A 24,656-nucleotide genomic window follows, 5' to 3' on the forward strand; every position below is an offset into this window, starting at 1 on the left:
TCATTATCCTTCTATGACTACTTCATTTCCTTTTAAATAGATCTTGCTCGGTCCTAAAAAGTCATTTATGTGTTTTGAAAATTTTAAAATTGTTATACTCACTCCCGGATAAATAGTATCCTTTGCCACTATATAGCTAAACCTATGGTGTGATATCTCTTCTTCCAAGTTGCTTATATCTTCTTTTATTTTAGCTATATTAGCTAATATCGAGTTATATTCCTGTACGGACTTTGCAAATTGGATTTTCTTCATATCATCCATAGATCCTCTTCCCATAATCTGCTTTCCCGTTTCTATAGCCGGAATCATTCTTTTCAATTCTTTTTCCAGTTTAACAAGAATATTTTTTTTCTCAATCATCATAGCTTCTTTTGCTATATCAACACCTAATGTTATGTCAGTTTTTGTTCCCATATGCGAACCTAAAGTTGATGTTATTATTGAATCCTTTGCTACTACCTCTCCGCCTGCTATTACTCCTTTTTTCTGATTAAGAGTTATTTTTCCGCCTGATATTACATTGGAATGTATTATAAAATCTGTATTTATATTAAAATTTACAAACACATTCGCATTTTCAATAAATTTACATATTACAGAGCCGCTTACCAGCACCTTTGTTGTCTCATTGCCTTTTATCCCGCCTTTTACTATGAGGTCTTTACCGACTTCTATATCACTTGATTCTATTACTCCTTTTACATCTAACGAACCTTCCGCCTTAACTTTAAATCCGCCTTTTATATCACCGGAAACAAATATATCTCCGTTAAATTCTATATTTCCAACAGATGTGTCTACATCCCCATTTATGTTGAGAACTTCACTTACACAGATTTTAGAATCTATAATTTCTACTATTCCGTCAGCTTTTGCAACTGCATTTTGTTCACTATCATCTATACCCACATTTTTACCAAGTAAAAACTTTATATCTTTTCCTAAAGGTGCTACAATAGGCTCGCCTTTTATATCTTTGCCGTCTATACCTCTTTGTGCAGGTATTTTTGTTGCAAGTATATCACCTTGTTTTACCTGTTGAAACCAATTTAATGATTTAAAATCTATATTACCGCTTTCATCTTGAACAAGATTTATTTTTTTTGAAAAATCATGTTTATAAATTATTTGAGCATCTTCACCTTTTGTAGCCGGTTCACCCAATGCCACAAGAGTTGCCTTCATAATTTTATTATTTACTATATTTTTTATGCTATAATATTCAATTCCAAATTTTACCCCGTTTTCATCTAAAAAAGATATTATATCTTCTTCGCTGGGAAAATTAAAGCCGTCATTATTGTTTTTTGAAATTTCAATATATCCTTTTGTTTTATCTTCATTTATCTTTAGGTGTACAACATAGTCTCCGATAGATTTTTCCACACTACTAAGCTTAAGTGCCAATATTTCACCCTCTTTATTGATTTAGAATTTTTTTTATCTTTATCAAACATGAGCTTATTATTTGAGATATTCTTGATTCAGACACACCCACTATTTCCGATATTTCTTTATATGTCAAATTTTCATAATAATACAAATTTATTACCAATTTTTCCTTTTCTTTTAATGTATCGATGGCTTTTGCAAGTTCTTTTACGGTATCTTTATATATGAGATTTTCTTCAGGAGAGTTTTCTTTTTTGTCATCTGTTATCTGTAATTTATAATTTTCAGTTATTTCATCTTCTATAGAAACTATATTATATGTAGTAGTTTCTTCAAACAAATCATCCACTTCTTTCAAGCTTATTTGCATATATTCGGATATTTCTTGCCTTGTTACTTCTCTGCCCAACTGTGACTCTAATTTTTCTGTCACCGCATTTAAAGTCTTCATTTTTTTTCTTATGCTTCTTGGAATCCAATCCAAATTTCTTATCTGATCTATAATTTCTCCTCTTATTCTTATAGAAGCATATGTTTCAAATTTTATATTTTTCGTATAATCATATTTATCTATGGCATCTATAAGTCCTATTACGCCATAACCCATAAGATCATCATATTCTATTTTTTGTGCATAATAATTAAAAAGCTTTCCGGAAACTATCTTAACAAGTCCTATATAATTTGTGATTATCTCTTCTTTCAATTGTTTCCTTTTTAACTCATCCGTTTCTTTTTCATATAGAAACCAAATACCGGCATTTTCATTCAATTATGCCAACCCCCCTGTTTCAAAATATAAACTTCAGCATCAAAAAAACAGAAAGAGTACAAATAATAAACCTTGTCAAATATTCATATATTTAAAAATCTTGACCATCCGATTTGTTAAAATCTATTTTGTCAAATTCATCATTTTCTTTTTCCGGACTTGATGAAGTATCATCAATATTATTTATATAATTTGATGTATTCTCTGTATTTTCGCTTTTTGAATCTTCTTTTAATAAATCTTTAATTTCATCTTCATTTGCAACTATATCAAGTTTAAAAGTACTATCATTACCGCTCATATTGTCATTTTCAACTCTTAGTGAACTCAATATAAAATGCACCAATGTATATATAATATTAACACATACTAATATAAATATTGTATCACTTATATATTCTATAAACAAAATTTTATTCAATATAGAATATATAAGTGTCAACATTGCAACTATATAATTCAAAAAAATATATATGATAGGATTAAATTTCATATAAATCCCCCATTATATTATACTCTCTCCTTTTCCTATACTCTTGATATGGAGTTCGGTAGTTAATACATCAAATGTTATCGTCCTACCGCTGTTACCAAGTATATCTTCTGCAACTATCGGTATATTTAAAGCTTTAAGTTTTTCTTTTACTGCAATGGCATTCCTTTTGCCTATGTTCAATGTATCTGATTTTAAAGATATACTGAACATTTGTGCTCCTCCTGCAATTTTTGCTTTTAATGATGATTTGTTTACATTTGCTTTTAATAAATCTGCCATCATCAAGTCCAAACATGTATCTGCAAATTTCATCTTATTGCTGTTATTTTTTATTTCCTGACTGGACGGTAGCATAATATGTGCCATACCTGCTATTTGCTTTACTTTATCATATATCACTATGCCTATACAAGAACCTAAACCCAATGTTATAAGAGAATCCGGGGATTTAGCAATCTTATAATCAGCCATTCCAACCTTTATAACATTACTCATATTATAGCACTCCTAATTGTACAAACAATTTCTCAAACGAATCCAAATCCGGCATGAAAAAGAAATAGCAATTAACATTTTCTCCCTCTATATCCAACTTATTTTCTATTAAAATCAATTTATCCGAGTCTATGCCATATTCCACTGCGGGTACACTTAATATTGATGATACCATATCTATGCAAACTGACGGTATGGATATATTTATAAATAAGCTGGAAAACATAGATATTGCATTTACATATCCGCTTGTCATAATATTACCGAGCTCTTGAACAACTGATTTTTCCATATCATTATACATAAAATCTTTCGGCTCTTGTCCGATAAGTGCCTTAATCAACTTACCTGCCGATTCTTTATCAAGCAACGTAAGTATTGTTCCCTGAATGTCTCCTGTGAAGTTTATATAAACTCCCACAGTTATCTCTTCCTGATCACTGAACATTTCTACAACTTTTTGAGTATCAATAACTTCCACATTCGGTACCTGCATATCTACTTTTTTACCTATCATGTTGGACAAAGATGTAGCCGCATTGCCCGAACCTATATTACCTATTTCTTTCAGTAGGTCTAAGCACATACTGTTAATATTGTCTATAGTAAAATTCATATTCTTTACTCCTATTTTAATCAACAATTTAAGAGAATACAAAAATTAAAACAATAATTGTATCAATTTCTATATTCCTAAAACTTTATCTACGTCCAACAATATTATCATTCTATCATGATCTTTTGCAATACCTTTAACATAAGTTTCAGATATATTGTTATCAAATGATGAATGTTCTATTACTGACGGATCTATATCTTTAACTTCATAAGTGGAATCTACCACATATCCAATCATCATATCATTCAATTTATTAACTATTATTCTTGTTTCAGCATCCGCACTTTTTTCTTGAAGTCCTAATCTTATTCTTAAATCTATAACGGGAACTATCTCTCCTCTTAAATTTATGACTCCTCTTATATGCCCGTCAGTTTTTGGAACTCTCGTTATTTCCATATCTCTTTCTATGGTTTCAACATTATCTATTTTTATTGCATAAAACTCATCTGCAAGTTTAAATATAACATATTGATTTTCATTCATTATAAACTCTACCTCCCACCTTAAAATATCTCATTTGTATCTATTATAAGTGCTACTCCTCCATTACCCAGTATAGTAGCTCCGGCAATAAGTTTTACAAAACTTAGGTAAGGTCCTAAAGATTTTATTACTATCTCTTGCTGACCTATTAGAGAGTCTATAATAAGTCCGAGGTCTTTTTCACCTTTTCTTACAATTACAACAGTTACATTACCCTCTTTTCTTTCTTGATTTTCACAATCCAATACTTCAGACATTCTTTTAAGTTCAAGAGGTACTCCTCTGTATAATATTATCTCTTTATCTTCTATGTTTCTTATATCTACAGTATCAATATTGGTTATCTCTTTTATATTGTTAAGAGGTATTGCATATTTTTCATTTCCTACTATAACGAGCAATGCCTGTATTATAGCAAGTGTGAGCGGAAGTCTTATTATGAATGCTGAACCTTTATCTTTTTCTGTTCTTACTTCAACAGTTCCGCTTAGTGATTCAATTTTAGTTTTAACAACATCAAGTCCGACACCTCTACCGGATACATCGCTTATTTTATCTGCTGTAGAAAATCCTGCTGCAAATATCAACTCTGCTGCCTTATTTATTTCAAGCTCATCAGCTTGACTTTGTGTTAATATTCCTCTTTCTATTGCTTTTTGTTTTACTTTTTCAGTATTTATACCTGCTCCGTCATCTGTAACTTCTATAACAACCGTATTTCCGTCTTGATATGCAACAAGTCTTACAGTTCCTACTTCAGGTTTGCCTTTTGCTATTCTGTCTCCCGGAGATTCTATACCGTGGTCAGCTGAATTTCTAAGCAAATGCACCAAAGGATCTCCTATTTCATCTATAACGGTTCTGTCTACTTCCGTTTCCTCACCTGCCATTATAAGATTTATCTCTTTGTTAAGATCTTTTGATAAATCCCTTACCATACGAGGAAATCTGTTAAACACTCTCTCTATAGGAACCATTCTGACTTTTGTAACCGCATCATGCAAACTTGTAGTTATTCTTTCAAGATATTCTATAGCTTCCGTCATATTTTGACGCTTTGAAAAAATCTCATTATCTTCAAGTCTTGTTTTTACTATTATAAGCTCACTTACCAAATTCATAAGATTATCTAATCTGTCTATATCAACTCTTATAGTTTTACCTGATTTTGCTTTTTTATCCGTTTGAGATTTTGCTGCCTGAGCCGTTTTTTTAGGTTCTTCCTTTTTAGGTTGCTGAGCTTGAGGTGCTTGAACGGTTTCTTTCGGTTGTTCCTGCTTTTCTTCAGATTTTTCTTCTTCTTTTTCAGAATTTAGAAGTTCAATATCAAAGTTGTCAACTGAAACTTTTTCCACTTCTGAAACCCCTTCTATGCTTGATCTAATTTCATCAAGCGTTTCATGAGTTAAAAGAAGTATAGTAAAATGTCCCTCAAAGCTTTCTTTTTCTATATCATCAGACGACGGATGAGAATATATCACTTCTCCGGCTTCTTCAAGATTTTTAAAAACTATGAATGCTCTTGCTGATTTGAGCATAGAACTCTCTTCTAAATCAACATCTATCTTGTATAAATTATATCCGTCTTTTAACATCTCTTTTGAAGAAACATAAAGTGCATCTTTGTCTTCTTTTGAGATTTCAAATGACAAACCTGATGATTTTGAAACGGCTTCACTCTCTTTTGTTACAGAATTGCTCGGTTCAGATACGCCTCCTGCAAGCGAACCCCCTTTTTCCAATATATCAAGTCTGTTTATTATATCTGATATATCTATCTGTTGTTCTTTTCCGTCGTTTTCTATTGTCTTTACCTGTCCTTCCAATATGTCAAGCCCTTCAAATAAAATATCTATCATATCTCTGTTTAGGGTAAACTTATGAGATCTTATTCCGTCTAATATATTTTCCATCTTATGAGTAAGTTTAGCTATTATCTCAAATCCCATGGTTGCAGACATTCCCTTTAATGTGTGAGCCATTCTGAATATTTCATTTACTGTATCCAAATTTTCCGGATCCTCTTCTAACCTCAACAAAGCTTCATTAAGATTTTGCAAATGATCTTTTGACTCATCCAAAAAAATATCAATATATTGATCAAAATCCATCATAATTTATACCCCCATAATTTTATTGATTTCATCCGCTATTTTATTCAACGGAACTATAAAATCCACCTTTCCTGTTTCTATAGCGGCTTTCGGCATACCAAAAACAATACAGGTCTTCTCATCTTCAGCAATAGTTTTCGCATTTTTCTCAGTCTTTAAAGTTTCTATCCCTTTTGCACCGTCATTTCCCATACCTGTCATAACCACAGAAACAACTTCTCTGACACTGCTTTTAGAAACCGAAAACATCATAGCATCTACTGACGGTTTATGTCCGTTAACATTTTCAGAATCATCTAAAAATATTTTAAATTTATCCGCTCCGAAAGATTTGATTTTCATATGAACTCCACCCGGTGCAATATATGCCCAACCGTTTTTCAATATCTCCCCGTCTTCAGCCTCTTTTACTTTCACACTTGAGATTAAATCCAACCTTTCAGCTAAAGATTTGGTAAATCCTTTAGGCATATGCTGAACTATCAAAACAGGTGCATTCACTTTACCTGATATATTCGGTATAACTTCATGCAAAGCTCTCGGTCCTCCTGTAGAAGTTCCTATTGCTATAATAGTCTTTATTGTATCGGCAGAACCTATATTATGTTTTATCACATTATATTCATTCGGTATCTTAGTATAATTGTTATTTCGAGAAAGTGACAGACTTGAATATCTAACCATTTTCATATTGGCTTTTCGAGCATTTTTTATCTTATCTATTATACCCGCTTTTATCTCATCTGAACTTACAGAAAACACATTTTTAGGTTTTGTTATAAAATCAACTGCTCCCAAATTAAGAGCGTCCAATGTTATCTGCTCACCTTCTTTTGTAAGAGAACTCATCATAACAACAGGTGTAGGACAAATCTTCATTATTTCTTTCAAGGTTGTCAGTCCGTCCATAACAGGCATTTCTATATCCAATGTAATGACATCATACTTATTTTGTTTGATTTTTTCTATAGCTTCTTTCCCATTTTTAGCCTGATCAACAACATCAAAATCATCATCACTTTCAAGTATATCTTTTAATAATTTCCTTATAAAAGCTGAATCGTCCACATTTAAAACACGAATATTTTTACTCATTAGAAAACATTCCTTTTTTTATTCCTTCTCTTTGCTTGTCAAATATAAATCTTATAATTTCATTTCTGTCTTTTTCTAAAATATCTATAAATTGCAAACTTACTTCTTTTGTCCCTCTAACATCGGTATAATCTATTTTTACTACTTTTGCATCAACGCTGAATTCTTTGCTTTCAAGTTGAAAATCCAATCTTACTATATCATTAATCTCAAAATCCTGTTTTGAAAGCAGCCTTATTCCACCACCGCTTATGTCAACGGTTTTAGTATTTTCAACCACAACACCGTTTATTTTTCTTACTGCAATATCCATAGATGTGAGCAGTCTAAAGAAGTTTCTTCTTTGTATCTTTCTTATATCTGATACTTTTTTTGCTCTTACAAGAGGAATGTTATTATCATCCCTTATTTTTTCAACAACTTCCAAATCAACACTGTACATGCCCAAATTTTCGTGCATATATATCATGTTTACTACAGAACCGTTTATCAATAACACTAATTGCGTTTGCTTTATCGGAGTTTCAAGCAGAAAAATGTCGTTTTCTTCAATCCCCACTATTTTGCTTGCATACTCTTCCATTTCTCCTGTTATCTTAGTTTTTACCAATTTTACATTTTGCCATATTTTCGGATAATTTGATGTCAATATAATTCACCTCTACCTAAATAATCCCTTAAATTTATCCATAAATTTTAAAAATCCTCCTGCGCTGACTTGTGTATCAAGCATCTTATCACATATAGAGCGTATACATTTAGCGGCATTGCTTGAAGGCAAAAAGTCTACAAATGCTTTTTGGCATTTAACCGCTTTTGATACGGCAGTATCATTGTATATATATCCCAAATATCTAAGTTCCTTATTTATAAACTTCTTTGACACTGAATTTATATTTTCAAATACAGCATCAGCTTCTCTTATAGTATCAGCTCTATTTACTACAATATTTATGGTTTTTTTCGGGTTTTTCTTTATAATCATTTTTATAAGCGCATACGCATCGGCTACTGATGTAGGTTCGCATGTCGTAACCACTATAACTTCTTCAGATATATGCGTAAATGCAGTTACTACGTTAGATATTCCGGCACCTGTATCTATTATAATATAATCAGCCATATCTTTAAGCTGTGCTATAGAATTTACCACTTTGTTCAATTTATTGTCATTGACATTTGCCAATTCCAATATTCCGGATCCTCCTGATATGAGCTTGATTCCGTTATCCATTTCAACCATTATATCTTTTATATCAAGTTCATTATTTATAAGATCTAAAAAGCTGTTTTTCGATACGATTCCAAATAATATTTCTATATTTGCCAATCCAAAGTCGGCATCTATTATTATTACCCTTTTCCCTCTTTTGCTAAGCTCAAGTGCTATGTTGGTAGTAAAATTCGACTTTCCTACTCCGCCCTTTCCGCTTGAAACGCACAAAACCTTAGGTCCTTCTATCTTTAAATCTTCTATTTGTAAATTGTTTACAAAATCTCTCAAACCTTGAGCTTGGTCATTAATCATTTATATATCTCTCCAATCAATTCACTGACATAGGTTTCCAAGTTAAATATTTCTATGTCGTCAGGAACATTTTGACCAAACGCCGTATATGCAATATTCTTTTTAGTTTTATTCATTATATCCAGCAGGTTTCCATATCTTTTTGTTTCATCCATCTTAGTAACTATTATATCATAATCTTCAATAAAATTATATATATCTATTATATCATATATATCCGATAAATTTATGTTTGCACTTATAACAATATAAATCTTTTTATTATATATATTATCCAACACATTTTTTAAATCTTCCACTTGTCCTTTATTATTATGAGATCTTCCTGCAGTATCTATAAATACAACATCTCTATTTGACAATCTTTCAATAGCCGTTTTCAGATCCTGTATTTCATAGGCTACTTCTATAGGCGAAGACAATATCTCAGCATAAGTTTTTAACTGCTCTACAGCTGATATTCTATAAGTATCCAGCGTCAAAAATCCAATTTTTTTTCTCTCTTCTATCGCTTTTTTTGATGCTATTTTTGCAAGAGTGGTAGTTTTTCCAACTCCTGTAGGACCAACAAACACTATATGTTTAATATCATCATATGATGGTTTTTTATTGTTTGATAATATATCTATAATTTCAGATTTTAAATTATTGTATGAGATTATTTTATCACTTTTTTTGAGGTTTGTAACTATTTCTTTTGAAAATTGATAAGAAAGTCCCACATTTATTAATTTATCAATGGCTTCTTTCTCTTTTTTATATTCTTCTTCTTCTTCCGGAGTTTTAAATGTATCATTTATCTTTTTACTTAACTGCAATACTGTATTTTTTATCTCATCAATATCTTCTTTTACCTCTATAGTTTCTTTTGATATATCAGACTTTATCTCAATTTGCGGCTTAATTCTTGGACTTACAAAATTTTTTTCTATAAAATTTTCTTGCCTTTTTTCCTTTATATCATTCATATTTTCTATATGTGATTTAAAGTCCACCTTACTAATATCTCTAAAATTATTTATATTTCCAAACTCACTGTCATTCGAAAAAATATTACTTCCGCTATTCAAAGTCTTAGGATAGGTATTTTTTTTATTCATCTTAACTTCATTATCAAGTGCAGCCAATATTTCTATGGCTTCTTTTTGGAAAAATCCCAAAAATCCCCCTGTCTTTACTCTGTTTGTCTGTAAAATTATAGCTTCGTCACCGAATTCTTTTCTTATCAATGCCATTACTTGAGCTGTATTTTCTCCGGTAAATTTTTTTACTTGCATTTTATGCACTCACCATCCCTACAGATTGTATTTTTGCTAAAGGATCTATCTCATTATATGAAAGAACTATTATATCATTGCTTATCTGCTCAACAAATTTTTTAAGATAAAATCTTACAACAGGTGCAGTCACTATTATAGGTTGCTCTCCAACTGACACCATTTTTTCCACTTCATCACTTATATTGTTTGCCAATTTACGTGATCTTGCAGGATCAAGTGCCATATATGTTCCTGTTTCAGTGGTTTGTAAGGATTCCATTATAGTTTTTTCTATATCCGGATCCATAGTTATAACTTTTGCTTCTTTTCTCGGTATAAATTGATTTGTTATATTTCTATACATAGCTTGTCTTACATATTCCGTAAGCATATCCGTATCTTTTGTAACTTGTGCATAGTCTGCAAGAGCCTCCATTATAGTAGAAAAGTTCCTTATGGATACCAATTCTCTTAACAGATTTGACAATACTTTTTGTACTTCACCTAAAGATAACAGCGAAGGAACTACCTCTTCCACTAATGAAGGTTGTGTTTCTTTTAAATTATCTATGAGCATTTTTACATCTTGTCTTCCTATAAGCTCATATGCGTGCCTTTTTATTATCTCTGTCAAATGTGTAGATATAATTGATGGCGGATCCACAACTGTATATCCGTATATTTCAGCTTTTTCTCTTTCTTTTGAATCTATCCACTTTGCAGGCAATCCGAATGAAGGTTCTATTGTATCTATACCGTTTAATTCTTCTTCCGCATTTCCGGGATTCATTGCCAAATAATGGTCAAATAATACTGAACCACTTGCAACTTCCACCCCTTTTATCTTTATAACATATTCATTAGGTTGCAACTGTATATTATCTCTTAACCTTATCATTGGAACTATCATACCTAATTCCAATGCACATTGTCTTCTTATCATAACCAGTCTGTCGAATAAGTCCCCTCCTTGAGTTTTGTCTGCAAGAGGTATTATTCCATATCCGAACTCCAACTCTATTGACTCTACATTAAGTAAAGGCAACACATTCTCAGGTCTCCTTATTTCTTCTATATCATCTTGACTCGCATCTTCTTTTCCAAGAGACGCCTCAGGTTCCAAATCTTTAGTTCTAAGTGCATTTCCTACAAATAAAAATACAATCGAAAGCATTAAATACGGCATAGTAGGAAGAGGAGTAAGTGCAAGTGAAAAAAGAACACCCGACAATATAAACATTATTGTAGAATTGCTAAACAGCTGTTGTCTAAGGTCATTACCAAGATTTTCTTCTGATGCAGATCTTGTTACAATTATACCCGTCGCAGTAGAAATCAATAGCGACGGTATTGATGATACCAAGCCGTCTCCTACTGCCAACAGTGCATATTTTTGAAGTGCTTCTCCGGCCGAAATATTAAGGTATAATATACCCATAAGTATTCCACCTATCAAATTTATAAAGGTTATAATTATCCCTGCAATAGAATCGCCTTTTACAAACTTGGTAGCACCATCCATAGAGCCGTAAAAATCTGCTTCTCTTTGAATTTTACTTCTTCTTTTTCTTGCCTCTACTTCATCTATCATACCTGAATTCAAATCGGCATCTATCGCCATTTGCTTCCCAGGCATCGCATCCAAAGTAAATCTTGCCGCAACCTCTGCTACTCTCTCTGAACCTTTTGTTATTACCATGAAATTTACAAGTACTATTATTATAAATACTATAAATCCCACAACAGCATTTCCTCCCATAACGAAGTTTCCAAATGCAGTTATAACTTCTCCGGCATCTCCTTTTAACAGTATATATCTTGTTGTAGTTATGTTCAGAGCTATTCTGAATATTGTAGTTATTAGTAGGACAGACGGAAACACTGAAAAATCAAGTGCCTCTTTATTGAACATTGATATTAATAATATTAATAATGACAATGATATATTCATACTCAACATTATGTCCACTAAAAACGGAGGCATAGGTATGATTATCATCAAAATCATTAATATTATTCCTACTGATACAAAAATATCTCCGACTTTCATTAATAATTTATCTCCTATTATTTTCTTTTATAGAATAGATATATGCTAACACTTCTGCAACCGCTTCATAAAGATCCGGTGTTATCACTCTTCCTATTTCTATCTCTTTATATAAAGTTCTTGCCAAAGGCTTATTTTCAACTATCGGTATTTCATACTCTTTAGCTTTCTCTTTTATCTTTTTAGCTATATAATCCTGACCTTTTGCTATTACATAGGGCGCATCATATTTATCTTCATCATATTTAAGTGCTACGGCAAAATGTGTAGGATTTGTAATTATTACATCAGCTTTTGGAAGTTCCTGCATCATTCTTCTCATTGCCGCCTGCCTTTGTCTCTCTTTTATCTTGGCTTTTATCTGCGGATCACCTTCCGTTTGTTTGAATTCTTCCTTTACTTCTTGTTTGGACATCCTTATATTCTTTTTATAGCTGTAGTTTTGATAAAAATAATCTGCAAAACCCAATATTATTATAACAAACGCCATTCTAATCGCCATATTTATACTGAAAAAAAACACCATATATGAAAACCTCATCTTATCAAGTTCATAAGCTTTCATAACAAGACCGATATTGTCTCTTATATATATATATCCTACGTAGCCTACCAAAATTATCTTAAGCAGAGATTTTATCAGGTTCATAACTGCCTGCATAGAAAACATTCTCTTAAAACCTTCTATCGGATTTAATCTGCTAAGTTTAGGTTTTAACGGTTCTGTTGTATATAGAGAACCGACCTGTAATCTTTGAATTACAAATGCTGTTATAAATGTAGGTATAATTATGTATATAACTGCTCTCAGAGTGAATATCAACGCTTTTATTAAAATATTATATATTTCTGTAATATCATTAAAATTTAATTCATAAAACAGTCCATTATAATACTTCACAGAACTGACTATAACTTCAAGTATATTGGCAGAATATATATTTATTGCAAATACTGCCACAAAAAGCGTTATTGCGCCTGTAAGCTCCTTACTTTGTAGTACATTACCTTTCTTTCTTGTATCCTGTTTTTTCTTGGACGTTGCTTCTTCAGTTTTTTTCAGAAAACAGTTGCAAGTCCAATTTTATATATTCATACATTTTTACAACCTAAAATAATAAACTGTAGTTACAAATAAAAGACATAATGTTCTTATGGATTTATGATATATTTATAAACAAGTATAAATATTCCATCATTTTTTTTAATACTTCCAATATAATTCCTTTTACAGAAGACAAAGTAAAAGAAAATATCATAAATCCAACTATTATTTTAAACGGCATACCTACTATAAAAACATTCATTTGTGGCATAACTTTAGACATAAATGCCAACAATACGTTGCCTAAAAATAATACTATAATTATAGGTATAACTAATTGTATAGATGCAACCGTTACATATCCATATAATTTTATTACAAATGATATAAAATTATCAGTGTATAAGTTAATTGTATTTATAGGTAATAATTTAAATGAATTTACAATGGCCTTTATAAGAAGATGATGTGCATCTACTGCAAAAAAAATCAAAAATGCAAAAGCATTAAACAACTGTCCTGTTACCGTACGTTGTTCTCCTGTAGATGTGTCCATCATTTGAGCCATAGATAATCCTATTTGTATATCTGCATTTGCTCCGGCAGCTGAAAATATATTAAAAATCACATTCGCACAAAGCCCAATACAAAAACCAGTGAATACTTCTTTTACAATCAGAAATATGAATTCCGCAGTTTCTACTTGTAATTCAGTTTCCGATATTATAAAAGGTAGAATTATATATGACATTATCATACTTAACCCTACCTTAACAGTGGCAGGAATATTATTCCTTGAAAACATAGGCGCTATAAAAAACATACCCATCATTCTTGAAAAAATCAGAATAAATAAATCCATAGACTTTGTAACAAGAGTCAATAAATCAGTAAACATAATATTCCTTAATCATATTAATATTTTTAACCTATAAAACCGTTTATTCCCAAAAATAAATTTTTGGTAAAATTTACTATCGTGGATATTATCCAAGGTCCGAAAATTACCAAAGATAATAACACTGCGACTATTTTAGGAACAAAAGACAGCGTAGCCTCTTGTATTTGAGTAGTAGCTTGAAATACAGACACTATAAGTCCTACCGCCAATCCTATCAGCAACATCGGTGCTGATAAAAGCAATATCATTAATGCCGCTTGTTGTATTATATTTACAACAACATCTATGTCCATAATTCCCCCTACTTAAATCCCATAACTATAGAACGTATCACTAAATCCCAACCGTCAACCAATACAAACAGTAAAATTTTAAACGGCATTGAAATCATCATAGGCGGCAACATCATCATACCCATTGACATAAGAGTAGATGAAACAACCATATCTATTATTATAAACGGTATAAATAGTATAAATCCTATCTGAAATCCTGTCTTTAATTCACTGATTATAAATGACGGTATCAATACCGAGTTCGGTATCTTCTCTAACGTAACATTATCATTTTTTAAACTTTCATCTTTAGATAACTCTAAAAATAATTTTACATCAGTTTCTCTGGTTTGTTTAAACATAAACTCTCTAACCGGAGACATAATATTTACAACAGCCTGCTCCTGCGTTATAGATTTGTCAAAATACGGCTTGAGACCGTTCTGATATGCTTCATTACCAACAGGCGCCATTATAAAAAAAGTCAGAAATAACGCCAAACCTATCATGCTTTGTGTAGGAATCGACTGTTGAGCCCCTATTGCCTGCTTTAAAAAAGACAATATTACCGCTATTCTTGTAAAACTTGTCATCATTATTATTATGCTCGGTAATAATGATAACACAGTGAATATCAAAAGCAGTTCAACAGGTTCGCTCATATTCTGTGAGTTATTCCCCGCATTAAAATTGACAGATATACTTGGAATAGCAGGAGCTGTCACACTTTGAGCATAAGATACCTCATCAAAAAAACAAATTGCACCAATTAAAAAAACAAAAATTAAAACGATTTTTCTTAACAAATTTTTACTTATCATTGTCAGAACCTAATTCCTTTAATATAGAAATATTGTTCGTTGTGGCACCTATAAAATATTTTTTATCCAATACTTGAACAAGAAATAACTCTTTATCCTTAGAGAGGATCAGCCTCTCTAAGATTTTCATTTCTCTATCTCCGTTCATCTTATAATTTTTATTTTGAATATAAACAGATACCTTTTGTAAACCTATTATCATAGCTATCATTAATATAGTGTATACTACCAATTGAACAATCAATTTAGGCAAAGTTCTAACCTATTACTTTCTTAACAGCTTCTAAAATTCTATCAGCTTGAAACGGTTTAACAATAAAATCTTTTGCGCCTGATTGTATAGCTTCTATAACCATTGCCTGCTGACCCATAGCTGAACACATTATTACAGCCGCTCCCGCATTTATCTTTTTAATTTCTTTAACTGCGTCTATTCCATCCATTTCAGGCATAGTTATATCCATTATAACCAATTCCGGATTAAGTTCTTTATACTTTTCTACAGCTTTTAATCCATTTTCAGCCTCTCCTAAAACTTCATATCCGTTTTTAACGAGAATATCTTTTAACATCATCCTCATAAAAGCAGCATCATCAACTAATAATATACCTTTAGCCATTTCATATTCCTCCTAAATTTTATAAACTTTGTAATCTTTTGTCAGGCTTTACAATATCAGTAATTCTTATACCGTAATTTTCATCTATTACTACAACTTCACCCATAGCGATTTTCTTTCCATTAGCTAAAATATCCAGTGACTCGCCGACAACTTTATCCAATTCCAATACGCTTCCAGGTTTAAAGTCAAGTATTTCATCTATAGGTTTAACAGTTTTTCCAAGTTCAACTGTTATTTGCAACATTACATCTTTGATTATATCTATATTCTCAGGCACTTGCATCTGTCTTGCAGCCGATGAATCAAAACTCGAAAACTGCGCCGGTTGAACTTTTACATAATTTTGAACCGGAGCGGTTTGTTGATATCCATAATCCATTTGAGGTTGCATAACAGGTGTTTGAGCATAATTATTTACCTCTTGCTGTGGCGGCGGCGGTTGCATAACAGCTTGTTCCGATGCCTGCACAGGTTCAGGTTGCATAGGTATTGTTTCTTCCTTTACAGGAACATCATCTTCAACCGGTACTCCAATCATCTTTCCTACTAACTCCTTCGCAAAATCTACAGGTAATATCTGCATAATCTCAGAATCTATCAAGTCTCCTACCTTCATTCTAAATGATGTACACATTATAATTTGATTAAGATCCAATATATCGGGATCCAATCTGTCACCTTGAATTGTAACTCTTGAAACTTTCGGCGGAGTTATATCTATTTTTCCTCCCACCATCTCAGATAAAGATGTTGCAGTTGCTCCCATCATCTGATTCATAGCTTCGCTTATAGCACTCAAATGAAGTTCAGTCAGTTCTTCAGGTAAATCCGTTCTCCCATCTCCTCCCAACATAAGCGAGGTTATTACTTTTACATCGTCTTCTCTTAATATCAGCAGATTCATTCCGTCTATACCAACAGAATATCTGATATATACCGATACAAAAGGTATTTGATGACTTTTTGCTATCTCATTTATTGTGGTTTGAGTTACAACAGGTGTAGTTATTTCTACCTTATGACCTAATAACGTAAAAAGAGTGGTCGCTGCACTTCCCATACTTATATTACCTATTTCTCCGAGTGCATCTTTTTCTATATCATCAAACGCCTCTTCCTGAACGGCTGTATTAGGCTCTTCTTGCGTCGCCTCATCATTAAATGTACCTCCGTTAAGAAGAGCGTTTATTTCTTCTTGCGATAACATATCATTCATCATATTCATCCTCATCCTTTTCTATTACCTTACTTATTTTAAATGCCATATTTTTCTTATAAGTTCCCGGATAACCTAAAAACTTAGTCTTTCCACCTACTTTTAATTCAAGTTCGCTATCAACCTTGGTGTTCAACTTTATGACATCTCCAACTTGCATAAATATAAAATCTTCTACTGTTATATAAGCTTCTCCTACTACGGCACTTGATTCCAGTTCCGCCTTTCTTACATATCTTTCAAGCTCTTCTTTACCTTCATCGCCAAACTCTTTTTTAATGCCTGAGAATAAGAAATTAGTAGATAGATTTTGTATTATAGGTTCTAAAACTATATGAGGTAAACATATATTCATAAGCCCTTCAATTTCTCCTATTTTTACAGAAAGAGTTATTAGCGCAACAGTTTCATTAGGTGAAACAATTTGGGCAAATTGAGAATTAGGTTCTATTTTTTCAAGATAAGGTGATAATTCTATGACATTTTCCCATGCCTCAGGAATATAACCTATTATATTCTTAACAAGTCTCGATAATATTGTGAGCTCTATTTCTGTGAAATCTCTGCTTTCTCCTTCATAAAGACCGTCTCCTCCAAGTATTCTGTCAACCATGGTAAAAGCAAGTCTATTTGAAGTTTCTACTATTATCTGCCCCGGCAAGGGTTCAAAATTTACAACAGCTATCATAGCAGGATTAGCTATGGAGTTATTAAATTCATAATAAGATAATTCTTCTACAGATGAAACTTCTATTTCAGTTATAACCCTCAAATATCCTGATAGATATGTATTAAGCACTCTTGAGTAATTATCATGTATTATTGATAAGGTTTTTAACTGATCTTTTGCTAATTTTTTCGGACTCTTAAAATCATAACTTTTTATTTTAGTTTCTTTCTGTTCATCTTTCATATCCTCTACAGAAACATCGCCATCGCCAATAGCTGACAACAAAGCATCTATCTCTTTTTGGGACAATACTTCAGCCAAACTTAACCACCACCTTATCTATTGAAGAATGCTCTCCGTAAATAATACACCTACCACATCTTCTGTACCGATAATTTCATTCACATTATTTCTTATCTTTTCTTTCAATTCATCCAATCCTTTTTTACTTGTTATAGATGATACTTCAGAATATGATATAGATGATATTATACTGTCTTTTATCTGCGGCATCATTTCTTCTATGGAAGCAGGTGTTTTTTTACCTGTTACCACAAGATATATATGCCCCTTATAATATCTTCCGGAAGAACCTATTTGTGTAGATACATCTCCGATTTCAACATTTTGCGTCGCAACCTTTCTTTTAGATTCTTTTGCATCTCCGCTTCCGCCTACAGGTCTTAAAAAAACAAGCACTACTGTTGCAATAAATACAAGCAATGACAAAACAAAAATTATCATTGATATAATAGTAAACTTCTTAGAATCCATTATTTATCCCTCTTTATTATTATACTATTTTATTGGCGTAAAATTTTTACTCTTCATAATCATTATATCCACTCTTCTGTTTTTTCCCATATTTTCAACTGTGTCATTTTTCCCTACCGGATGATATTCACTATAGCCGGCCGCAGATAAACGTGTCGGATTCAATCCCTGAACCTCTATCAAATATCTTACGACATTACATGCTCTGGCCACCGATAATTCCCAGTTTGAACTGTAAGTGGAATTTCTTATAGGAACATTATCGGTATGTCCTTCAACTGTTATGAATTTATCTTTAAAGTTAGGACTTTTCAATATATCGGAAATATACTTCAGGATTACGTTTGATTGGCTCTTTAAAGAAGCACTCCCTTGGTCAAATAATATGCTGTCTTGAAATCTGAGTAATAATCCTTGATCTTCATTGACAACTTTAACTTTGTCTTGAAGATCATTTTGCTCAAGATATTCTTTTATCTTCTCTTCAAGTTGTTTGAAATTATCTAATTCCGTTACTTCAGAATTCGATTTATCATTTATACTCCCCTGATCTATCACATCTTCATGAGTAAGGGTATTCCCTCCACTTAAAACTCCTAAAGATCCTGAAAAAGATACGACAATTGCTTCAAATTTTTTTGCATCTATATTGGACATGGAAAAAAGTATAACGAAAAAACATAAGAGAAGAGTCATCATATCACCATAAGTATTCATATACTCAGGTGCACCCATTTTTATTTCTTCTATAACCTGTTTTTTTGCCATAACTATTCTCCTTCACCTCCGGCGGCATTTTTTCTCATAGAAGGAGGTAAGAATGCTTTTAATTTTTCTTCAATTATTCTCGGATTTTCTCCGGCCTGTATAGATAAAAGACCTTCAAGAATAATACCTCTCTCAAGCATTTCGCCTGCCGAACTTGCTCCCAATTTTTTTTCCATAGGAGTAAATATCAGATTCGCCATCAACGAACCGTAAAGTGTGGTTATAAGCGCAACCGCCATACTCGGACCTATTGATGAAGGGTCGTTCATATTCTGAAGCATCGCTATAAGTCCTATAAGTGTACCTATCATACCGAATCCGGGAGCCAAACTTGCAATTGTACCCATAGCACCTTGACCTACTTTATGCCTTTGCTCTATAAAGTCAAGTTCCGTTTCCAATAAATTCCTTACGAGCTCAGGATCCGTTCCGTCTACTATAAGCATAAGACCTTTCTTCAAAAATTCATCATTCATTTCTCTTGATGCTTCTTCTAATGAAAGCAGACCGTCTTTTCTTGCTTTATTTGCAAGTTCTATTATCTGTCCTATGGTTTTTGACGGATCTGAGTTGCTTTGTTTAAATGTCTTAGCCATCAGCTTAGGTATATCTTTAATCGTTGACATCGGATATGCAATCATAGTAGCTGCTATTGTACCGAGAACGGTTATAAGAAAAGACGGTGCATCTACATATTTCATAGGCGGTGTTCCGCCGACAACTATTGCAAATATCAAAATACCTGCCCCACCGATAAGACCAACTAAAGTACTTATATCCATTTACTTTATACCTCTCTTTTCCTTACATTTATTTGTAGACCGGCTTGTCTCTTGTATTCTATAATTTTTTGAACAACTTGAGCCATGTCTTCTTTTACTACAAACTTATGCTCATTTATAAGCGTTATAACCGTATCCGGATTAGCGTCCACTATCTCAATCAAGTCACTGTTAATTAAAAATTTTTCATCATTCAACCTTGTCAACTCAATCATAAAACTCTACCTTTGCTATTACAAAAATTAAAATATATTAATTATCAATAATGCTGAATAATACAAAAAGAAAGATAATATTATGTAAATTATAAACAAATTACAAATTATTTCAATATTATAACATTTTTATTTCAAAATAGGTATATATCTTTATAATTTAATAATTTTTTTCATACTGATGCCATAACAAAACAATACCGCAAATTAAACCGTTATAACAAAAAAATATAACAACTTTATATATTATACCATATATTTTCAGTTTTTAAAGAATTAATTAAAAAATAATGGCATAATTATTATAACATAAAAACAATTAAATATCACTTTTTTTATTATGATATTTTGCATCTAATATTATAATAACTACACCATGTGTCTATTAATCCTTATTTTTAATATTCTTCAATTATTTATATTATGTTATCTTTTTAGATTAACAAGTTCTTCAAGCATTTGATCCGTTGTTGTTATTACTCTTGAGTTTGCTTGAAATCCTCTTTGAGTAGTTATCATATTTGTAAATTCTTTAGCAAGATCTACATTGGATGCTTCAAGTGCATTTGATTGCAACATTCCGCTTCCGCCTGCACCCGGTACATTTATATTAGGATCTCCGGAGTTTTGAGTAGGAGACCATAGATTATCTCCTTCTTTTTGGAGTCCGTTTACATTGGCAAATGTAGCCGTAACTATCTGAGCAAGAGTCTTTACATCTCCATTGCTGAATTTACCTATAATTTTTCCGTCAGAACCTATGCTCATTCCATTTAATTCTCCTAATGTATATCCGTCATTTTCTTTTACAAACGCCGTGCTCTGAGACTCAAACTGTGTAAGCTTGCTAAGATCGACTTTTACATTTGTCATAGGAGCTGCACCGTTAGGAGGCGTCAATGAAAATGACCATTCTTTAGGAGATGTATCATCCACACCTCCGGTATTTTTAAATGTCAATCCGCTTAAAGCCTTTCCGTCAGCGGATGCCGCAGGATTTGTATTTACAGTCGTACCACTTGCCGGTATCATAGATCCGTTTGAGTCTACATAAAAAGCATATACATCCCATTTATTAGGATCCGCTGTCCTTACAAAATCCATTCTAATCGTATGTTTTCCGCCCAATGAATCAATAACTTCAGTAGTAGTTGTCTTACCTAATATACTTTCACGGCCTGCAGCCTCATTTTTTGCAAACTCAGGTTTAATTTCATATTTATAACCTTTTGAAGGATCACTTGAATCTACTGGAACTTTGTTATATATGGTAGCTAAAGTATTCGGAAAACCCGTAGCAGGTATCCCTTTTGCAGTTTTGGATGACAGATTTCCTTCCATAGCCATTTTTGAAGTAACCTTAGGTTTTAATATATCTTTTATAGGAACTTTTATTCTGCTAAGTTTTTCTATAACATTGCCGTCTTTATCAGCCTGATATCCCATTACATAGCGACCGTCCTGAGTTGTAAGATAACCTTCCTCGTCTACGTTAAAATTTCCGTCTCTTGTATAATATCTTCCATCTGATGATTCAACCATGAAAAAGCCTTCACCGTCTATATAGACATCCGTTCCTACATTAGTAACATCCACAGTACCTTTTTCCATTACATTGTCTATACTGCTTATATTCATACCCAAACCTACTTGAGCGGGATTTATACCACCTCTGTTTTCGCTATGACCTGACGGGGTTCTTACCATCTGACTATATGTGTCTTTAAACGTAACCCTTCCTGTTTTAAATGCAACAGTATTTACATTCGCTATATTATTACCTATAACATCCATTCTTGTCTGATGATTCTTGAGTGAAGAAACAGCAGAGTTCATCGAACGCATCATAATTAAAAATCCTCCTACTTATATAATGCCGTATGCAATATATAAAAAATAATTTCATACATATAAAAAAATAATTTCAAATTGTTTCTGTACAATAAGTCAACCTAAGAACCGAAAGAAAATTTATAATCTCTCTGAATAATTTTAAATTTATATTATTAAGTGTTGCACTTATATTGTAAACCTAAAAATCAAAAAATTATAATATTATCTTAATATATCTAATGTTAAAATTCGAATTGCCTATATTTATACAAAAATATTAATTATACGTCATTTTATATCAAATAAATTGTATAATTATGCTTTTTTGAGATTCTTTATCTCTTCCTGTAACTCAGATATCTTTTTTAAAAGACCTATATGAGTTTTTTCATATAAGCTTAAAAATTGAGCAAACTCAGATTTAGGATTTTCAGAATCGAATTTTTTTGATAAATTATTTATCGCCTTTGTTAAATCTGCCGACTCAAATTTTTTTGATAAATTTTCCATTGCTTTCACCATATTTGTTGCATCAAATTTTTGAGAAAATTTTTCAAATGATGTATTTAGTTTTGTCAACTGTTCAACTGACGACAACTGTGACATTTGTGTTATAAATTGTTCATTTTTTAAAGGCTCCAAAGGATCCTGATTTTTCAATTGAGCAATGAACAATTTCATAAAAGCATCTTTATCCGTTCCTTTTCTTTTTGCTTTTTTTGCTTCAGCATCTTCCTGAGCTTTTTGCTCTGCCCTCATTTTTCTTGCATTTGAAGATATATCATAAAACTTAGGCTCATTTTTTTTATCGGTTTCTTGAGTATTATCAGCTTTCTTATCGCTATTTGAAGTCTTATTTGTATCACTTGCTTTATTTTCTTTTGTTTTATCACTTTTTTCTTTGTTTCCGTCAGTTTTTTTTGCCTTATTATCCGGTGCTCCGGATGTATATTGGGCGCCTTGTATAAGTGAATCAGACATTACTGTTCCTATCGACATATCAATCCTCCTGATTAAATTAAATCATTAAATAAATCTTCTTGCAAATAAGGATTTATAACAGAACCGAATTCTTCCATATTAACCTTTCCTATACTGTCTCTTTTAGAGAAATTTATAGCCTCCATTATATTCTTGTGATAGTTCAAATCCTCATTATTTTGTCCAACCTGAACATTTATATCTTGTACATTTATATTGCGATCCGTAAGAGATTTTACAAGCAACTGCATCTGATTTTCTATCGCTTGTTTCGCTTTATCGGATTCTACAAAGAATGAAGCGCTCAATACTCCGTTTTCAGAATGTATTTTTATGCTCAGCTTTCCTAAAGTTTCCGGCTCCAATTTTATATTCAACGTAGTCTTATCATCTCTAAATGCGATTCTCATCTCATCTATTATTTTAGAAAAGTTTTGTATTTGTTGCGGATTTGCAACCGACACCCTCGGTGTGTTAAATATTCTGTTGGAATTGCCTATGATTTTAATATCTGCAACATTCATATTCGGATCATATACTTCATCTTGCTTAAAAGAAATATTTTCGACATCTTCATTTTTTGAAACACCGGCTTGCACCATATTTTTCAAATTTTGGGATAAGTCAAATTCATTTTTTAAATCATTCAATTCCTGATTTATACTGACCGGCAAAACTTCTTTGTTTGTATTTTTATCTTCTTTAACAAACTTCACGTCATCAAATATCTTTTTAAAATCTGTTATTTGCTTGAAAGTATCGGGATTGGCAAAATCCGATATCAATTCATCTTCCAATTTTACACCGCTTTCCAATTTTTCAATAACCTTGGATAATTTGTCTTTCAGCTCTGTAGGTATTTCTTTAATATTTTCCAAAGCTGTTTTTATTTCTTCCAATTGTTCTTTCGGCATATTTTCAAGCTGTTCTTTTATCTCGTTTAAATCGTTTGAAAAATTTATAATCATATTAAGAACATTTTGAATACTTTCAATGTCTATATTTTTTGCTATTTTTTGTTCTTCCTCCTGAACATCTTTTTTCACTTCTTCTTTTTTTGAATATACGCTTTTTTTATCAGAATCGTTATTATCGGTCTTTTTCACCTCATCTTTTAAATTTGTTTTTGAATCTTCCTGTTTCTCATTTTTATTTTGTATATCTTTTTTATCAGACATCTTGTCTGTATTATTATCTCCATCTTGAACTTTTTGATTCTTATCATCATTTTTCACTTCGTTTTGCCTGTAGTCATCTTTTTTCTTGTATTCATATTTTTGATTCGAATTGACCGGCTTTATATAGTCTTTAAAACTATTTTTTGTTGCGTCCGCTTTGTTGTTGTTAGCAAGATTTTTAGATAAATCCATTATGGCTGACGAAGCACTTGATGAAACACTTGTTTGTGTTATCTTTTCCAATTTATACCTCCCATCAATAATA

Annotated in this window: 27 protein-coding genes; all 27 read right to left on the minus strand. The window is 31.8% G+C overall.

Features of this window, described 5'->3' with window-relative positions:
* Positions 1 to 3: 3 nt before the first annotated feature.
* Complete coding sequence (locus HMPREF9629_RS05465) at positions 4 to 1,410, minus strand: DUF342 domain-containing protein (RefSeq protein ID WP_009525373.1); 1,407 nt, start codon at positions 1,408 to 1,410, stop codon at positions 4 to 6.
* A gap of 13 nt (positions 1,411 to 1,423) precedes the next feature.
* Positions 1,424 to 2,167 carry a sigma-70 family RNA polymerase sigma factor gene (locus HMPREF9629_RS05470; protein ID WP_009525374.1) on the minus strand — a complete coding sequence of 248 codons (744 nt, stop codon included), beginning with the start codon at positions 2,165 to 2,167 and terminating at the stop codon, positions 1,424 to 1,426.
* 91 nt (positions 2,168 to 2,258) lie between these two features.
* Positions 2,259 to 2,660: a hypothetical protein gene (locus tag HMPREF9629_RS05475; RefSeq protein ID WP_009525375.1), complete on the minus strand. Its 402-nt coding sequence runs from the start codon at positions 2,658 to 2,660 to the stop codon at positions 2,259 to 2,261.
* Between the two features lie 12 nt (positions 2,661 to 2,672).
* Entirely contained in the window at positions 2,673 to 3,158 is a 486-nt protein-coding gene (locus HMPREF9629_RS05480; protein ID WP_009525376.1) for a chemotaxis protein CheD, read from the minus strand.
* Position 3,159: 1 nt separating this feature from the next.
* The gene (locus HMPREF9629_RS05485) at positions 3,160 to 3,774 is read right to left on the minus strand and encodes a chemotaxis protein CheC (RefSeq protein WP_009525377.1); all 615 of its coding nucleotides are present in this window, start codon (positions 3,772 to 3,774) and stop codon (positions 3,160 to 3,162) included.
* A 69-nt stretch (positions 3,775 to 3,843) separates the two neighbouring features.
* Positions 3,844 to 4,263 carry a chemotaxis protein CheW gene (locus tag HMPREF9629_RS05490; protein WP_009525378.1) on the minus strand — a complete coding sequence of 140 codons (420 nt, stop codon included), beginning with the start codon at positions 4,261 to 4,263 and terminating at the stop codon, positions 3,844 to 3,846.
* Positions 4,264 to 4,283: 20 nt separating this feature from the next.
* The gene (locus HMPREF9629_RS05495; protein ID WP_009525379.1) at positions 4,284 to 6,377 is read right to left on the minus strand and encodes a chemotaxis protein CheA; all 2,094 of its coding nucleotides are present in this window, start codon (positions 6,375 to 6,377) and stop codon (positions 4,284 to 4,286) included.
* A 3-nt stretch (positions 6,378 to 6,380) separates the two neighbouring features.
* Positions 6,381 to 7,472 (minus strand): protein-glutamate methylesterase/protein-glutamine glutaminase, encoded by a 1,092-nt coding sequence (locus HMPREF9629_RS05500; protein ID WP_009525380.1) that lies wholly within the window; start codon positions 7,470 to 7,472, stop codon positions 6,381 to 6,383.
* Entirely contained in the window at positions 7,465 to 8,121 is a 657-nt protein-coding gene (locus HMPREF9629_RS05505; protein ID WP_009525381.1) for a flagellar brake protein, read from the minus strand. The genes HMPREF9629_RS05500 and HMPREF9629_RS05505 overlap by 8 nt, the downstream gene beginning before the upstream one ends.
* 12 nt (positions 8,122 to 8,133) lie before the next feature.
* A complete protein-coding gene (locus HMPREF9629_RS05510) occupies positions 8,134 to 9,000 on the minus strand; it encodes a MinD/ParA family protein (RefSeq protein WP_009525382.1) in 867 nt (288 codons plus the stop codon).
* Positions 8,997 to 10,277 (minus strand): flagellar biosynthesis protein FlhF, encoded by a 1,281-nt coding sequence (gene flhF, locus HMPREF9629_RS05515; protein ID WP_009525383.1) that lies wholly within the window; start codon positions 10,275 to 10,277, stop codon positions 8,997 to 8,999. The genes HMPREF9629_RS05510 and flhF overlap by 4 nt, the downstream gene beginning before the upstream one ends.
* Before the next feature lies 1 nt (position 10,278).
* Positions 10,279 to 12,309, minus strand: a complete 2,031-nt coding sequence (gene flhA / locus HMPREF9629_RS05520) for a flagellar biosynthesis protein FlhA (protein WP_009525384.1) — start codon at positions 12,307 to 12,309, stop codon at positions 10,279 to 10,281.
* 7 nt (positions 12,310 to 12,316) lie between these two features.
* Complete coding sequence (gene flhB, locus HMPREF9629_RS05525) at positions 12,317 to 13,372, minus strand: flagellar biosynthesis protein FlhB (protein WP_242822016.1); 1,056 nt, start codon at positions 13,370 to 13,372, stop codon at positions 12,317 to 12,319.
* 97 nt (positions 13,373 to 13,469) lie between these two features.
* Positions 13,470 to 14,252, minus strand: coding sequence for a flagellar biosynthetic protein FliR (fliR, locus tag HMPREF9629_RS05530; protein WP_009525386.1), 783 nt, complete (start codon positions 14,250 to 14,252; stop codon positions 13,470 to 13,472).
* Between the two features lie 26 nt (positions 14,253 to 14,278).
* Positions 14,279 to 14,548, minus strand: a complete 270-nt coding sequence (fliQ, locus tag HMPREF9629_RS05535) for a flagellar biosynthesis protein FliQ (RefSeq protein ID WP_009525387.1) — start codon at positions 14,546 to 14,548, stop codon at positions 14,279 to 14,281.
* Positions 14,549 to 14,556: 8 nt separating this feature from the next.
* Positions 14,557 to 15,351: a flagellar type III secretion system pore protein FliP gene (gene fliP / locus HMPREF9629_RS05540; RefSeq protein ID WP_009525388.1), complete on the minus strand. Its 795-nt coding sequence runs from the start codon at positions 15,349 to 15,351 to the stop codon at positions 14,557 to 14,559.
* Positions 15,341 to 15,604 carry a flagellar biosynthetic protein FliO gene (locus HMPREF9629_RS05545; RefSeq protein WP_009525389.1) on the minus strand — a complete coding sequence of 88 codons (264 nt, stop codon included), beginning with the start codon at positions 15,602 to 15,604 and terminating at the stop codon, positions 15,341 to 15,343. The genes fliP and HMPREF9629_RS05545 overlap by 11 nt, the downstream gene beginning before the upstream one ends.
* A 4-nt stretch (positions 15,605 to 15,608) precedes the next feature.
* Complete coding sequence (locus tag HMPREF9629_RS05550) at positions 15,609 to 15,971, minus strand: response regulator (RefSeq protein ID WP_009525390.1); 363 nt, start codon at positions 15,969 to 15,971, stop codon at positions 15,609 to 15,611.
* Between the two features lie 19 nt (positions 15,972 to 15,990).
* Positions 15,991 to 17,193 carry a flagellar motor switch phosphatase FliY gene (gene fliY, locus HMPREF9629_RS05555; RefSeq protein ID WP_009525391.1) on the minus strand — a complete coding sequence of 401 codons (1,203 nt, stop codon included), beginning with the start codon at positions 17,191 to 17,193 and terminating at the stop codon, positions 15,991 to 15,993.
* Complete coding sequence (fliM, locus tag HMPREF9629_RS05560) at positions 17,183 to 18,181, minus strand: flagellar motor switch protein FliM (RefSeq protein ID WP_009525392.1); 999 nt, start codon at positions 18,179 to 18,181, stop codon at positions 17,183 to 17,185. Before fliM ends, fliY begins: the two co-directional genes overlap by 11 nt.
* A gap of 18 nt (positions 18,182 to 18,199) precedes the next feature.
* A complete protein-coding gene (locus HMPREF9629_RS05565; RefSeq protein ID WP_009525393.1) occupies positions 18,200 to 18,634 on the minus strand; it encodes a flagellar basal body-associated FliL family protein in 435 nt (144 codons plus the stop codon).
* Between the two features lie 24 nt (positions 18,635 to 18,658).
* Positions 18,659 to 19,402 carry an OmpA/MotB family protein gene (locus tag HMPREF9629_RS05570; RefSeq protein WP_009525394.1) on the minus strand — a complete coding sequence of 248 codons (744 nt, stop codon included), beginning with the start codon at positions 19,400 to 19,402 and terminating at the stop codon, positions 18,659 to 18,661.
* A gap of 2 nt (positions 19,403 to 19,404) precedes the next feature.
* A complete protein-coding gene (locus HMPREF9629_RS05575; protein ID WP_009525395.1) occupies positions 19,405 to 20,184 on the minus strand; it encodes a motility protein A in 780 nt (259 codons plus the stop codon).
* 5 nt (positions 20,185 to 20,189) lie between these two features.
* Entirely contained in the window at positions 20,190 to 20,399 is a 210-nt protein-coding gene (locus tag HMPREF9629_RS05580; RefSeq protein WP_009525396.1) for a flagellar FlbD family protein, read from the minus strand.
* Between the two features lie 426 nt (positions 20,400 to 20,825).
* Complete coding sequence (locus HMPREF9629_RS05585) at positions 20,826 to 22,247, minus strand: flagellar hook protein FlgE (protein ID WP_009525397.1); 1,422 nt, start codon at positions 22,245 to 22,247, stop codon at positions 20,826 to 20,828.
* 300 nt (positions 22,248 to 22,547) lie between these two features.
* The gene (locus HMPREF9629_RS05590) at positions 22,548 to 23,231 is read right to left on the minus strand and encodes a flagellar hook assembly protein FlgD (protein WP_009525398.1); all 684 of its coding nucleotides are present in this window, start codon (positions 23,229 to 23,231) and stop codon (positions 22,548 to 22,550) included.
* 14 nt (positions 23,232 to 23,245) lie between these two features.
* Positions 23,246 to 24,634: a flagellar hook-length control protein FliK gene (locus HMPREF9629_RS05595; protein ID WP_009525399.1), complete on the minus strand. Its 1,389-nt coding sequence runs from the start codon at positions 24,632 to 24,634 to the stop codon at positions 23,246 to 23,248.
* Positions 24,635 to 24,656 lie beyond the last annotated feature (22 nt).

The organism is Peptoanaerobacter stomatis (assembly GCF_000238115.1).
Lineage (GTDB): Bacteria > Bacillota > Clostridia > Peptostreptococcales > Filifactoraceae > Peptoanaerobacter > Peptoanaerobacter stomatis.

What these genes read in the sequence shown, in the direction of transcription:
- HMPREF9629_RS05495 (WP_009525379.1), bottom strand. Translation starts at nt 6,377, where the DNA reads ATGATGGATTTTGATCAATATATTGATATTTTTTTGGATGAGTCAAAA.
- HMPREF9629_RS05510 (WP_009525382.1), bottom strand. Translation starts at nt 9,000, where the DNA reads ATGATTAATGACCAAGCTCAAGGTTTGAGAGATTTTGTAAACAATTTA.
- HMPREF9629_RS05580 (WP_009525396.1), bottom strand. Translation starts at nt 20,399, where the DNA reads ATGATTGAGTTGACAAGGTTGAATGATGAAAAATTTTTAATTAACAGT.
- HMPREF9629_RS05590 (WP_009525398.1), bottom strand. Translation starts at nt 23,231, where the DNA reads ATGTCGATAGGAACAGTAATGTCTGATTCACTTATACAAGGCGCCCAA.
- HMPREF9629_RS05565 (WP_009525393.1), bottom strand. Translation starts at nt 18,634, where the DNA reads ATGGATTCTAAGAAGTTTACTATTATATCAATGATAATTTTTGTTTTG.
- flhA (WP_009525384.1), bottom strand. Translation starts at nt 12,309, where the DNA reads ATGAAAGTCGGAGATATTTTTGTATCAGTAGGAATAATATTAATGATT.
- HMPREF9629_RS05475 (WP_009525375.1), bottom strand. Translation starts at nt 2,660, where the DNA reads ATGAAATTTAATCCTATCATATATATTTTTTTGAATTATATAGTTGCA.
- HMPREF9629_RS05575 (WP_009525395.1), bottom strand. Translation starts at nt 20,184, where the DNA reads ATGGATATAAGTACTTTAGTTGGTCTTATCGGTGGGGCAGGTATTTTG.
- fliQ (WP_009525387.1), bottom strand. Translation starts at nt 14,548, where the DNA reads ATGGACATAGATGTTGTTGTAAATATAATACAACAAGCGGCATTAATG.
- HMPREF9629_RS05485 (WP_009525377.1), bottom strand. Translation starts at nt 3,774, where the DNA reads ATGAATTTTACTATAGACAATATTAACAGTATGTGCTTAGACCTACTG.
- flhF (WP_009525383.1), bottom strand. Translation starts at nt 10,277, where the DNA reads ATGCAAGTAAAAAAATTTACCGGAGAAAATACAGCTCAAGTAATGGCA.
- HMPREF9629_RS05490 (WP_009525378.1), bottom strand. Translation starts at nt 4,263, where the DNA reads ATGAATGAAAATCAATATGTTATATTTAAACTTGCAGATGAGTTTTAT.
- HMPREF9629_RS05480 (WP_009525376.1), bottom strand. Translation starts at nt 3,158, where the DNA reads ATGAGTAATGTTATAAAGGTTGGAATGGCTGATTATAAGATTGCTAAA.
- fliP (WP_009525388.1), bottom strand. Translation starts at nt 15,351, where the DNA reads ATGATAAGTAAAAATTTGTTAAGAAAAATCGTTTTAATTTTTGTTTTT.
- fliR (WP_009525386.1), bottom strand. Translation starts at nt 14,252, where the DNA reads ATGTTTACTGATTTATTGACTCTTGTTACAAAGTCTATGGATTTATTT.
- HMPREF9629_RS05585 (WP_009525397.1), bottom strand. Translation starts at nt 22,247, where the DNA reads ATGATGCGTTCGATGAACTCTGCTGTTTCTTCACTCAAGAATCATCAG.
- HMPREF9629_RS05570 (WP_009525394.1), bottom strand. Translation starts at nt 19,402, where the DNA reads ATGGCAAAAAAACAGGTTATAGAAGAAATAAAAATGGGTGCACCTGAG.
- fliY (WP_009525391.1), bottom strand. Translation starts at nt 17,193, where the DNA reads ATGATGAATGATATGTTATCGCAAGAAGAAATAAACGCTCTTCTTAAC.
- HMPREF9629_RS05550 (WP_009525390.1), bottom strand. Translation starts at nt 15,971, where the DNA reads ATGGCTAAAGGTATATTATTAGTTGATGATGCTGCTTTTATGAGGATG.
- HMPREF9629_RS05500 (WP_009525380.1), bottom strand. Translation starts at nt 7,472, where the DNA reads ATGAGTAAAAATATTCGTGTTTTAAATGTGGACGATTCAGCTTTTATA.